The organism is Bacillus sp. 1NLA3E (assembly GCF_000242895.2).
GTDB lineage: Bacteria > Bacillota > Bacilli > Bacillales > Cytobacillaceae > Bacillus_BU.
The window spans coordinates 1,540,929-1,553,181 of the sequence record NC_021171.1 but is presented as its reverse complement, the minus strand read 5'-3'; the positions used below and the strand labels follow the sequence as shown (position 1 = coordinate 1,553,181).

Genomic DNA, 12,253 nt, shown 5'->3' with positions numbered 1-12,253 from the left:
CACTTAGACGAGAAATTCCTTCATACCCAATCGTGTAAATAATATCATACTATTCTGGCCGTTCGTTATTGAATTGTTACAAATATCTGAATATTTTGCATAATGCATCAGACAAGCTTTTTCAAAAAAAAAGACCAAGTGTGAGGTTCCCCCCTTACTTGGTCTTGGCAAGATGTGATCTAATAATCATTTTAATTTGTTTTTTTCTAAATCAAACGGTTTGAGTTACCTTTTCCCTGCTTTGTGTAACATTGGATTCAAGGAAATATGCCTTTTCAAAGCCATCTCGGGTAGCCTCACCAAGAGATCCATAACCTACTGCATCTCCTAATACAAACACATTTTCCATCTGGTGCTTTAATGTTTCCTCTAACGGGTTATAGGCCTCGACACCCATAGCAACAATAATATATTCTGATTCTATTTCTGAAGGTTTCCCAGAAACTAAGTCCTCCACAATAATACTGTTCGGTAGTATTCTTTCCACCTTGTGATCCGTAACTATATTTACATTTACTTGTTTAAGCTTCTCAAGAAGTCTTAATCTTGTGTCAGGTCCAATTCTTTTACTTGCTTTTGTAGGAATTTCTACAAATGTGACATCATTACCAGCTTCAGCAAGGCGACGAGTCGTTCCATGACAGATCATACCACTTCCGACAACTGTAATTTTACTATTAGCAAACACTTTATCCTGTAACTTAACGTCTTCATAAGTATATACATGGTTTAAATCATTGCCCTCCACCTGTGGGAGCTTAGGGACACCTCCTGTTGCCAATAACACAGCATAAGGATTGAAAGCTGTGATTGCTTCAACAGTAGCCTCGGTATTCATGCGGACATCGATGTTTAACCGGTTCATTTCATTGCTGAGGTAATTAATATGCCATGTCATTTTCTTTCTATAAACTGGGTCAGTAACAAGGTGCAATTGACCACCAAGTTTATTATCCTTTTCAAAAAGAGTTACTTTATAACCTATTAAAGATAGATTTCGTGCTGCTTCCATTCCACCTGGGCCACCACCAACGACAACAACATGGTGGTTTTCAGCAGAAGAAAGGTGCTGTAGTTCCTTAAACTCTAGTTCTCGGCCTGCTCTAGCATTGATGGAACACAGAATGTGTGAGTTCCCCATAGCTGAATGGATACAATGGAGACAGCTAATACATTTTCTAATTTCATCTTCGCGTCCTTCCATTGTTTTGTTAACCCACTCAGGATCAGCGATTAATCCCCTACCTATGGCCACAAAGTCTGCTCTTCCATCAGATAAAATGTTTTCAACAAATTGTGGTTCACGAATGGACCCAACAGTGATGACTGGAATATTTACTGCTTTTTTAATTTCCTCAGCTAGGTAAACTCTCCAGCCTTGTTCAAACAACGGGGATTCAATTATTCTGTCCATTGAGTCATAGGTTCCACAACTAACATGGAGTCCATCTACTCCTAGTTTTTCTAAGTACAGAGAAATATCCTTACCTAACTCTAAATCTATTCCTCCGTTTATAAATTCATCGACACTGAGACGAACGGTAACAGGATAATCCTTACCACACTTTTCTTTAATACCAACAATGATTTCTTCGATAAATCTCATTCGATTTTCAAAGCTTCCGCCGTATTGATCAGTCCGTAGATTGGCTTCCGGGCTTAAGAACTGGTTAATTAAATAACCATGTGCACCGTGAACTTCAACGCCATCTATGCCTGCCTGCTTACATCTTATCGCGGTCTGAACAAATTTATTTACTAGTTCTTTTACTTCTGCTGTGGTTAATTCCCGAGGTACTTCACCTACTGCAGCACTGGCTACGTTACTAGGTGCGACGATTTGTTTTCCATTAATTAAAGCTGAGTTTGACTGTCTGCCGGCGTGATGAATTTGGACAAAAACCTTCGCCCCATATTTCTGCACTGCATCGGCTATACGATGTATGCCTGGGATAAAGCAATCATCATCCAGCCTTAATTGCCTAATAAATCCTTTCCCATATTCATAATCGATACAGGTGAATTCAACAATAATTAATCCAGTCCCACCCTTAGCTCTTTCTTCATAATACGCAACTAGCTCATCCGTAACTTCACCTTCAGAACCAGCTAGATTCGTTCCCATCGGTGGCATAACAATTCTGTTTTTCAGTGTTAGGTTACCTATTTGACCTTCTTTTAACAAGTTTTGGTAAGACATTAGTTTGAAACCTCCCTTTTAGTCATCATTGTGAAAGAATTCACAATTTTTCTGGAAGAATTTATCCAATACTTATTTTAAAGGTAGTAGACTGTAATTTTCGTATCTCATTTGATAGTTTAGTGACAATAGTATGTGAAATTTGTGGGGGAGGATATAAACCGAATGAATATAAAAAACAAGCTGCATTTTCAGTAGGATAATTAATATTAAAACGGTTAAAAAGTCACTTTTAGCAGGGCCTGTGTAGGAATCAAACCGCCTGTGACCTGATCTGTAATTTAAAAATGGGAAACCCCTATTTTTTTTGCAAAAATCCCTCAATGTAATCAATTAGGAATTAAGAAAAACCAAGTGCCCTTGGTCCTAATAGTTGTAATAACCGATCAGTGAACGTTTAAATCTATCCATATTCATATGAATATGGATAGATTTCTATTCTTTTTCAGCCATTCTTTCGTTTCTTTTAGTTTACCTTGGACTTCCTTCCTGCTTGATTTCCATTTCACTCGAAACTTTCCTTGTTTACTTTTCCCACAATAGTGTGTAAAACCTGGGAAATCAAATGTTGCTGTTTTACTTCGCCCCTTTTGTTTTGCATTTTGCTCAGCAAACCGTCCAAAGGGAATAATTTTGGTTTTATCCTCAGCTATTTCTATATTGAATTTCTTTAATCTCAACTTCAATAAATGGAAGAATTGCTCGGCTTCACTTTTATTTTGAAAACAACACACAAAATTATCTGCATATCTCACTATGTAGGCTTGCCCTTGCACTGTTTCCTAACCCTTTCTCAAACCATAGGTCGAGAACATAATGAAGGTATACATTAGCCGATACGGAGATATTACTCCTTGCGGTGTGCCATAGTCTGTTTTATATTTCTTACCTTCTTCTATGTATTAAAGACTAAAGTTTCCTTTAGCCGTCCAAACAAATGGCTAGTTCTTACTCGACTGGAATCCCACACTATATGATACGATCTAAGCTCGGCCGCATAAGCACCCGTTCGTAATATTAGGTTAACTGAGTTTTTCCTATTGATATGTTGTTAATTTAGATTTATTATATTAGTAGAGTAATAGGATTGTAGCAAAAGTTTGACAAAGTTTGTGAATCACGTGAATATGTAATCGCTCACAAAATCATGAGTCCTTTTACAAACCATTCTTTTCATATTTAGGAGGCAGTAGAATGGAACATCCATTTATCACAGCACTTGAAGCGATTTTAGATCGCAAATATATCATTACCAATCCCTCAAAAACCTTACGATATCGCAAAGGCTATCGCTCGGGACGCGGGGATGCACTAGCTGTTGTTAAGCCAGGAAATTTGACAGAGCTCTGGCAAATCCTAAAAACGGCAGTCAAATTTGACAAAATCATCATTATGCAAGCGTCAAACACAAGTTTGACAGAAGGGTCAATTCCTGCAGGCGGCTATGATCGTGAGGTCATCATTGTGTCAATCACACGGATTCAACACCTACAGTTGATCAACCAAGGCAGTCAAGTTTTGGCCTTTCCGGGCACAACGCTCTATTCACTTGAAAATGCGTTGAAGCCTCTCGGGCGAGAGCCACATTCTGTGATTGGATCGTCTTGTCTCGGTGCATCGGCCATCGGCGGGATTTGCAATAACTCGGGCGGCTCGCTTGTCAAACGCGGCCCTGCTTATACCGAGCTGTCGCTTTTTGCCAAGATTGATGAAAATGGCGAGCTACAGCTGGTGAATCACCTTGGTATCGACTTAGGCGATACGCCTGAGCAAATTGTTGCCAATCTTGATGCTGGAAATTTCAATCCGAATGCTGTCCCAGAATCCCCAAAACACGGGCACAATCATACTTATCAAACGCGCGTGCGCGACATTGATGCAGATAGCCCAGCTAGATACAATGCCGACCCCAATCAGCTCTATGAATCTTCAGGTTCTGCTGGCAAAGTTGCCGTGTTCGCAGTGCGGCTCGATACTTTCCCGAAAGAACAAAACGAAAAAGTCTTCTACATCGGAACCAATACCCCGCGTGTGCTAGAATTGATTCGGAGAAAAGCACTGTCGGAGTTCGAAAATCTCCCTGTCGCTGGCGAATACATGCACCGTGAAATCTACGACATCGCCAAAAAATACGGCAAAGATTCATTCCTTGTCATCAATAAACTTGGAACTGACCGTTTGCCTTTCTTATTTGGCTTGAAAGCGAATGCTGAGCGGATTTTGGACAAAATGAAAATCTTCAAGCCTTATCTTCCTGACCGTATCTTGCAAAAACTCAGCTATCTTTTCCCGAACCATTTGCCAAAAAGAATGGAAGAATTTCGCGAAAAGTATGAGCACCATCTGATGCTCAAAATGTCAGGCGCAGGTAGCGCTGAGGCGGAGGCTTATCTTATGGCACTTTTTAAAGAAGCTGAGGGTGATTTCTTTGTTTGCACGCCAAAAGAAGGAGCGGATGCGTTCTTGCATCGGTTTGTGGCGGCGGGCGCTGCGATTCGCTTCCAGGAGGTGCATCAAAACGAAGTCGATGATATTTTGGCGCTTGATATCGCCTTGCGGCGCAATGATATGGACTGGTTTGAAGAACTGCCTGAAGAAATCTCGAGCCAGATTGAGCATAAGCTTTACTACGGACATTTCCTTTGCCACGTGCTGCATCAGGACTACATTGTGAAAAAAGGGGTCGATGCGCATACCTTGAAGGAAAAAATGCTGGAGCTTTTGGATGCGCGCGGTGCAATTTATCCAGCGGAGCATAATGTCGGTCATCTCTATGAAGCCGCACCATCACTGGTTGAACACTACAAAAAAGGTGACCCAACCAACAGTTTCAACCCAGGAATCGGGAAAACCTCGAAACTTAAAAATTGGGCTTAATCATCATCATGAAAGACCATTTTAAGAGTGCAAGTTTTGACGAATTTGGTTTTAAAGTAAAACGTAGAAAATAAGCTAAATTTCAATTTGAACGGTTGATAAAGGAAACTGAGAGTCCACGGGCTTTCAGTTTTTTTTAGCCAATATTCACTAAGAGGCTGGTTCTATTTAAAATATTAGTTCAAAATTACCTAGTCTGGTTATCACGCACAGAGGAACTACACTAGCAACTCTAGTTTTGGTGTCTAGTAAAACAAACACAACTACCTTTGTACGGAACCCTGTATAAAAGCTTTCATCAATTGCGGCTAGCAGCCGTCTAACCTCATCTGGTGTTTAAACTTCAACATTATCAATCGGTCCCTTAACGGAACTAAAACTTTATTGATAGGCTTTGAAATCCATCCCTTTTCCTCATAACAAAAAAGAACAAAGCAACGCATTGATCTTACTCTTATATTTATTGTAGCTTGAGCCAGTTCCATTTTTTCTGCCATATGACTAATCCATCCACAAAAGAGCTATATCGTCAATTCCTCTGGTTTTAGGTCACCACCAGTATAACGAAGGAAATATTCATAATTAATGGGATACTCATCAATAGTTCGGTGGGCTAACCCTTCTGACTTCTTTATCATCATGAACCTTTCAAACATTTCGCACATGGTGTAAGTATCTTTTTTAGCTTTTGATACAGGATTCTGCTTTTAAACTTCCGTAACCATTCTTCTTAGCATACAAAAAGCCCCCTTAATTTGGATTAAGCGCGCTATGATTTGAACGGTTTTCTTGATAAGTCCTAATCAGTTTTGTATACCAATCTCAAACAGTCTTTCGTGAAACTGACAGAAAACCGTTTTGGAAATCCCTATTTATGTAATACTCAATGCAAAGGTTTAGTATCTCCATAAACCCTTGCTGCTGTAGTTTTATTGGCGGGACCGCCTGAGAATCGAACCCACCTGACCTGGCACGCAGGTCACAAGCGGTTTTGAAGTTCTATCCAGTATGTAATTTCTAGTATTACTAAGTCCCACAAAGTGCTATAGAATAAGGTTTCTGTGATTTAGAGTGCTTTGTAGTATCATTAAATTTTTATAAATGGGCACCAAACTCGGCACCGATATATTTCTAAGGGTTTGTCAAACAAAGCGTGTAAGTTCCAGTAGTTAAATATATGCTTTTATTAATTACTCGTTACTATCATATTCGAAGGTAGTAGCTTCTCCCTTTTCAACCCTTTGTTAAACTAAAGCACCCGCTAATTCTTCTTTCGGATAAAAGTATCGAGCCATGTGATAATACATCTTTCTAGCTTCATCGTCTGTTATCCTACATAGGTAAAGGAGTACTGCGTGGCTAAACCTCGTGACCCTTGTTGGAGAAAATATATAAGCCGGCTCACCACTGAACCGGCTTTTTACTGATTAAATCAATAATATCTCATTATCACTACATTTTTTTGTTTGATTCATACTCATATGCTATACAAAATATGCCTGTGAGAGCTACTACAATAGCAAATTGCAGAATAGTAGAAACATCATATAATATCGTTGTATACAAGTTAGTAAATGTTATAAGTCCAAGAAGTACAAAAATAATTAACATAAGACTAGCGGATAAAAAATACCTATTCTTTATACAAGTAAATATATTCCAAAAACCTATACAAAGTAAGATTACACGAACAGGTCGCTCCATCAACATAGAAGAAAGGTTTTCCCAAATGTTCATACTCAATATTCCTATGTTTTTTAGCATTTATCTCACCTTTTTCATTTTCGGGTATTATTCCCATAATTATTATATTCTCTCTTATATCCTTTATAAAAACCAGTTCCAAATGTCCCAGCATCTTCTATCAAGCCTACCATCAAGGGCCTTTAGACCTACTTTGACCCCAACTTTTCGAGCTGCCTTCCTACCTATTTTTTATTAAAAGCTGGTGTATTCATTTTCTTATATTGTGAACTTCCCCTATGATATCCAATGGCAAATCCAGTCCCCAAAGCCCCCATCTTGCCCATATCTAAGTAATCTTTGAAAACCGAATTTCCTACAACCTAAAACCCAGCTTTGGTTACGTGAAGGACAAAAAGGTATTATTGACCGTTTTGAAGGTGATTGGGTTGTAGTTGAAATAAACAGGGTTACACGAGATTTTGAAAGATGTTTCTTTCCTGAAAACGCCCCCATTGGTGATGTTGTAGAATTCAAAGGTGATAAAATAAGAGTATTAACCGAGGATACTAATAAACTTCGGAAAGAAATAGAACAACTTATGGATGAGGTTTGGGAAGATTAATAGTTAAAGCCCTTCTCTTATATATTGGGAAGGGCCGTTTTTTTTTATTAAATAAATTCATCTTTGACAACAATGATATTGCCAATTCCATGTGAAAATTAAAATAAAAAATTATTGCAAGTTATTTTTCTTGAGTTTAATAGTAATTGCTAAAATGATATTAAAGTTCGTACAATAATCCAATGTACTTTAACCTAGATTGTTAGTTGGATTCCCATCAGGATTAGAGCGTTCGTAGCCCCCACCCTGTTCTACACTACGGTCTACAGTTGTATTTCCATCACCGTCTCGCCAATAACCCTCCACATATGTTCCATCTGCTCGATAATATCCATCTACATAGTTCGGATCTACTGTATGTATACTAGGATTTTGATTGTCTACAACATCCACTGCTACATCACTGTCAACAGTTGACATCTCCGCTCCGTCTGCTCCATCTACCCCATCTACAAAATCTAAAACGCCTATAGCTAAAGCACCGACAGCAACAGTCGTTACTAATCCAGATGCTCCTTTTTTAACCATATCTATATCTCCATCAATTGCCCCACCAATGATTTCTCCACCGTTTTGAAGAGCATTTTTGGCTGTATGGTAAACACCTTTAGCGGTAGTTTCTACTGCGTACCCAATATCACTTAAACCTTCATCTCTTTTAATTGGGTCATCATTCCAGATACCATTAACAGTGTTAATAGTTCCCTCTGTAAGCCTTCCTGCAGTTTCTCCTGCACAAGAAGATGCTTTCATTACTCCATCTCCGATATTTTCTAATATCTTAACCCCTGTAAGTTCACCTGCAATTGCAATTGGACCGCCTACAACTACTCCTAGACCGGTTCCTATTCCTTTACCAATATCTCTAAAAAGCCCCATTATATCACCCCTCATTAAATATATTGCTATTATATCCCATTTAAAATTGGCTGTCCTAACTTTTTTAGATGAGACTCTATTTTACGGATGAAAAAGGCTATTCACCAATACGCACCATATAGCGTTCATTTATATACTTTCGTCATTTTAATGTTTCAATAACAGAATAATTATTATAATCATATAACTTGAGTGTTCGTTCTATATCTTTAGGAGGAGTTTGTGGCCTACCACCTATTCGCCTCTTGCAGGGCTGATAGCCCTTGCTTCCTGTTCCATTGCTGGATTGGTTTCAAGGGGTATTATTTTTTCTTTTAATGTGAAACTGGTTCACGGCAAAAATTCAAAATAGTTTCTAGCCAATTTTCAATTTCTTTTTCAGAATCAATTTGACATATTTGTTAATACGTCATTAAATCAACGGCATCTTTATTTAAAAGATGTTTTATAGTCTTCTCATTAGGTTCAATCATATCAGAAATCATTTTAGGTACATTGCATTGATCTGTAATTTCAATGTCAACTCCTAGTACTACTTTTATTGCAGCTGGATGAATATAGTTTTCCATCTTCCTCTTTTTAGTAATGAAAGCAACTGAACAATCACCACGTTCATTAAGTTTATCACACCATTTTTGATATTTTGGCGGGTCTTTTCATCACGGTCATAAATATGAACTTCTGGTATACCTAAAGTTTTTAAGTATTGGTTTTCAACCCAACCTTTTAAGGTACTTCCACCGCAGGTATAATCAGAAAGTTATTACTCACATTCAAATCTATTATTCTTTCATTTTGCTGATTAATTATTTTAATGAATGGCGTTGAATCAATATTAGGAAAGCTTTCAGTTGAATCAGATTGATTTTGTTTCACTTTTTCTGAAATCTTGCGTAAATTACCATCCATCAGAAGATAACATGTTTATGGCTAGTTGATACGTGATTGAATGGTTTCCAGTATCAGTTAAAACTTCAATTTGAAAGGAATCGTTTAGTAACTGCATTTCATTAGTTGGAAGCTGGATAAAGGCTTGTCCATCTTCAATGATTAAAGTTTCTAATATTGAACCTTCGAGAAAAGCATCTATTTCATAAATGGATTGTTTGATTTTAATCAGTTAGTAACACCTGACTTCCTCCTTAAATTTATTTCTTAAAAATTCTGTTCTACGGTAAAAATGTATTGTATTGTTTTTTAACATCTGTATCAGTCATTTGAATATATTTTCTTCCACAGACATATCAGTATGACCTAATATCTTCTTCAAAGAAAAAGGGTCACCATCATTCACGACATAAAATAAAGCACCAGTTACAGCGTAGAGAAGCGAAGCTGTGACGACCCATTGTTTGAACTGTTACGCTTTTACCTGTTATGTATTAAAATATTAATAACAATAAAGCCTACCAGCGGAAGCTAATAGACTTGATTTCCTATAGTTTGAATACCTTCAGGTTATTTGCTATCTGTACATCAGTTGTTCCTAGTTAAGTATCTGAAGAAATCACGCTTTATCCATAATAACCCACCAGTGATTGCTAAAACCACGATATTGATAATGAAAGTATCCAATCTTGAAAAAAGCAACTGTCCACACTCCCCCCCTTTTCAAGATGTCCAGCTGCTTCAAATACTTTCTAATGGAAAACAAAAAAATCCCTACTAACACTAAAAGCTAGTAGGGATTACCTCTTATAATATTGGTAAATATTTAAGTGCTATTACAATGATGAACAATATTGGTACATAAAATAAAACTAAAGTAGGTGAAAAAATCGCTAGTAACAAATACCATTTGAAAACAGAAGCGTCCATTGAAAAATCAATTTGGTGGTATTGTTTTGCACTTACCTCTTTATACAAATCCCGATATTTTTTTTCTTGTTGAATAAAGTATCCGTCCAAAATCCAAAAGAAAATAGCTGGAATGAAAGCTAGTAATATAAATTTAGAATCCATTTCCTTGATATTTGCAAATGCAAACAGACCAACAACTAAAGTAACTGTCCATCCTTTCAACATAAAAGAATTAGAGGCCATTCTTGTAATGGCTTGTTGGATAAATTCTAGATGTTTTAGTTTTTCATCCATACTATGCACCTCTCACATAGGGTTCAGTTCCAATTATCCAATTTTTAAGTCCAACATACTCAGTTGGGCTATTTTGAATCCATATCACATCATTACCATTTACAGTATCACGAACTCCATATGAATATAATCCTAGATACTCTTGCCCTTCAAAACTCTCTGAATCGACTCTGTATTTAGAAATTGGTAATACAGCTATTCTTGCTTTTACAGAATCAAAATAGCCAACTTCCCATGGAACCCATCTGGATTCAGGTACTGATTCAGAGTATGCGACAAGCATTGATTTGCAATTCTTCATAACCTCACGCAGTTTATTGGCTGTTGTTTTAGTAACATTTGAACGGTCTAGTTCAGGAGTGTCTAGCCAATCTACATAAACTGAAAGGTTAAATTTTGACTCAATAAATATTTTTAATCCGTGTATAACCTCTGCATCTTGGAAACTATGTGAAAGGAAAATATCATATTGCTTGGTAGCATTATGTTGTGCAGCAAACGATTTCAGTATTTTACTACTAGTTTCATACAACCCTTTTGAATTTTTCGCAATGTTTCTTAGTTCTTCCTCTGCAAACTTTCTAGCCATCCCTTTTCCCCCTTGTATTTGCTTTTTTAAGAGATAAACATACCTGTAATATTACTCTACTAAATATAGAAGATTCAAGATAGTTAAACAAAAAGGATATGCAAGTAAATGTAACAACATTATGAACAATGCCTTTTTATGTAGTATTTTAAGCCCCCCAAGCCCCTTTAACAATAGATATCGCTATCAATCATCAGAAGGCTGATAGTGGTATTAGAGATATAAGAAAATCATCTAGGACAAGGTAATTTTTCTTTCTGTACCATTCTTGAATCATGAAGTTAGTAGGTTACTTCCTTGTTTTCTCCCTACCGGCTTCAGTGATTCAGTCTAGTGCTTATTAGAAATTAACATGAACCCAACTATAATTTACAACTTAAAAGACGAACAGTTTCCTGAAAGGGAAGCTGTTTATTTTTTATGCCTACCAACCTAAAGGAAGTGACCAAATGAATTACTACAATAATAAACAAGTAATACAGCTTTTAGATAACAAAACCATATCAGCACTATTTAGACTGTACGGAATCCAGTACGATTCAATAGCTTTCAAGCTAAGAATGACACGTCAGGCAATCGTTTATAAACAGCGTACAGATAGCTGGAAGTCCTATGAACGTGAGATGGTATATCAACTACTGAAAGAAAACGGCTGCGATGATACATTTATTATCCTGATTCACACTATGATGCAAAATAAGAAGAAAGCTGGTGGAAGCAAATGATAGTTATTAACAAGCTAATGGACGAACTAACAGATATATCTATTGAATTCAATAAAGGCACAACAACAAAGGCTGAATTATTAATCCAGCTTGATTTAGTAATTGGGAAGATTGAAGGTGTACAACTTAACATGAATGAAGCACCGCTGGACAGACTTCCTGAACGTGTACAGCAATCTTTCCACCAACTTCTATTCAGTGCGAAATTTAAGGCTACTGAAGGCATTAAGGGACTCGCTAAGGATTCACAAGATAAGCGAAGCTATAACGCACAACTAAGGAAATTACTAGGTAATCGTCTTTACTTCAGAAGCTTATACAAAACTATGAAACTGAATTCCGCTAGTTACATTAATCGTAACCAGCTTACTTACTACACACCGAACACCAATATCTTTATCTTAGGGGGAAATGACAATGACTAACATTAACACTGAAAGACTTGCTTACTTACAACGGTACTTTGATAACCAAACTGTGCTAGTGGAAGTGCCTACTATATCGTATCAGACAACAAAAGGAACTGTTATTCATCGCTTCAGTGGTATTAGGCGGTTACTCTTTCAATGATGGCTTTACAA

The 12,253-nt window shown here is 37.2% G+C and carries 11 protein-coding genes; 5 read left to right on the top strand and 6 right to left on the bottom strand.

Translation table 11 applies throughout. The annotated features are described in order from the left end of the window. Positions 1-211: 211 nt before the first annotated feature. Together B1NLA3E_RS07545 and B1NLA3E_RS07540 are read right to left on the bottom strand one after the other, a co-directional pair. A complete protein-coding gene (locus B1NLA3E_RS07545; RefSeq protein WP_015593246.1) occupies positions 212-2,200 on the bottom strand; it encodes an oxidoreductase in 1,989 nt (662 codons plus the stop codon). A gap of 413 nt (positions 2,201-2,613) precedes the next feature. Next, positions 2,614-2,976, bottom strand: a complete 363-nt coding sequence (locus tag B1NLA3E_RS07540) for an RNA-directed DNA polymerase (protein WP_015593245.1) — start codon at positions 2,974-2,976, stop codon at positions 2,614-2,616. 418 nt (positions 2,977-3,394) lie between these two features. Here B1NLA3E_RS07540 and dld point away from each other — a divergent pair, with 418 nt between their 5' ends. Further along, positions 3,395-5,077 (top strand): D-lactate dehydrogenase, encoded by a 1,683-nt coding sequence (dld, locus tag B1NLA3E_RS07535; protein WP_015593244.1) that lies wholly within the window; start codon positions 3,395-3,397, stop codon positions 5,075-5,077. 2,104 nt (positions 5,078-7,181) lie between these two features. Further along, entirely contained in the window at positions 7,182-7,385 is a 204-nt protein-coding gene (locus tag B1NLA3E_RS23760; RefSeq protein WP_083935177.1) for a DUF3006 domain-containing protein, read from the top strand. Between the two features lie 189 nt (positions 7,386-7,574). Here the strand turns inward: B1NLA3E_RS23760 and B1NLA3E_RS23225 are convergent, their stop codons facing one another. The 4 genes from B1NLA3E_RS23225 to B1NLA3E_RS07510 all read right to left on the bottom strand — a co-directional run bounded on the left by B1NLA3E_RS23225 (position 7,575) and on the right by B1NLA3E_RS07510 (position 10,947). Further along, a complete protein-coding gene (locus B1NLA3E_RS23225; RefSeq protein ID WP_051120129.1) occupies positions 7,575-8,264 on the bottom strand; it encodes a hypothetical protein in 690 nt (229 codons plus the stop codon). Between the two features lie 401 nt (positions 8,265-8,665). Continuing rightward, positions 8,666-8,833 carry a hypothetical protein gene (locus tag B1NLA3E_RS25215; protein WP_187292160.1) on the bottom strand — a complete coding sequence of 56 codons (168 nt, stop codon included), beginning with the start codon at positions 8,831-8,833 and terminating at the stop codon, positions 8,666-8,668. 1,126 nt (positions 8,834-9,959) lie between these two features. Further along, on the bottom strand, positions 9,960-10,358 hold the full coding sequence (locus tag B1NLA3E_RS07515) for a hypothetical protein (protein ID WP_015593241.1): 399 nt from the start codon (positions 10,356-10,358) through the stop codon (positions 9,960-9,962). A 1-nt stretch (position 10,359) separates the two neighbouring features. Further along, on the bottom strand, positions 10,360-10,947 hold the full coding sequence (locus tag B1NLA3E_RS07510) for a TIR domain-containing protein (RefSeq protein WP_015593240.1): 588 nt from the start codon (positions 10,945-10,947) through the stop codon (positions 10,360-10,362). A 449-nt stretch (positions 10,948-11,396) separates the two neighbouring features. Here B1NLA3E_RS07510 and B1NLA3E_RS07505 point away from each other — a divergent pair, with 449 nt between their 5' ends. Genes B1NLA3E_RS07505 through B1NLA3E_RS25210 form a run of 3 tightly spaced genes read left to right on the top strand, consistent with a single transcriptional unit; the run spans position 11,397 to position 12,242 of the window. Continuing rightward, positions 11,397-11,672, top strand: a complete 276-nt coding sequence (locus B1NLA3E_RS07505) for a hypothetical protein (protein ID WP_015593239.1) — start codon at positions 11,397-11,399, stop codon at positions 11,670-11,672. Further along, positions 11,669-12,097 carry a hypothetical protein gene (locus B1NLA3E_RS07500; protein ID WP_015593238.1) on the top strand — a complete coding sequence of 143 codons (429 nt, stop codon included), beginning with the start codon at positions 11,669-11,671 and terminating at the stop codon, positions 12,095-12,097. The genes B1NLA3E_RS07505 and B1NLA3E_RS07500 overlap by 4 nt, the downstream gene beginning before the upstream one ends. Then, positions 12,090-12,242: a hypothetical protein gene (locus B1NLA3E_RS25210; RefSeq protein ID WP_187292159.1), complete on the top strand. Its 153-nt coding sequence runs from the start codon at positions 12,090-12,092 to the stop codon at positions 12,240-12,242. Before B1NLA3E_RS07500 ends, B1NLA3E_RS25210 begins: the two co-directional genes overlap by 8 nt. Positions 12,243-12,253 lie beyond the last annotated feature (11 nt).

What these genes read in the sequence shown, in the direction of transcription:
- B1NLA3E_RS07545 (WP_015593246.1), bottom strand. Translation starts at nt 2,200, where the DNA reads ATGTCTTACCAAAACTTGTTAAAAGAAGGTCAAATAGGTAACCTAACA.
- dld (WP_015593244.1), top strand. Translation starts at nt 3,395, where the DNA reads ATGGAACATCCATTTATCACAGCACTTGAAGCGATTTTAGATCGCAAA.
- B1NLA3E_RS23225 (WP_051120129.1), bottom strand. Translation starts at nt 8,264, where the DNA reads ATGGGGCTTTTTAGAGATATTGGTAAAGGAATAGGAACCGGTCTAGGA.
- B1NLA3E_RS25215 (WP_187292160.1), bottom strand. Translation starts at nt 8,833, where the DNA reads ATGGAAAACTATATTCATCCAGCTGCAATAAAAGTAGTACTAGGAGTT.
- B1NLA3E_RS07515 (WP_015593241.1), bottom strand. Translation starts at nt 10,358, where the DNA reads ATGGATGAAAAACTAAAACATCTAGAATTTATCCAACAAGCCATTACA.
- B1NLA3E_RS07510 (WP_015593240.1), bottom strand. Translation starts at nt 10,947, where the DNA reads ATGGCTAGAAAGTTTGCAGAGGAAGAACTAAGAAACATTGCGAAAAAT.
- B1NLA3E_RS07505 (WP_015593239.1), top strand. Translation starts at nt 11,397, where the DNA reads ATGAATTACTACAATAATAAACAAGTAATACAGCTTTTAGATAACAAA.
- B1NLA3E_RS07500 (WP_015593238.1), top strand. Translation starts at nt 11,669, where the DNA reads ATGATAGTTATTAACAAGCTAATGGACGAACTAACAGATATATCTATT.
- B1NLA3E_RS25210 (WP_187292159.1), top strand. Translation starts at nt 12,090, where the DNA reads ATGACTAACATTAACACTGAAAGACTTGCTTACTTACAACGGTACTTT.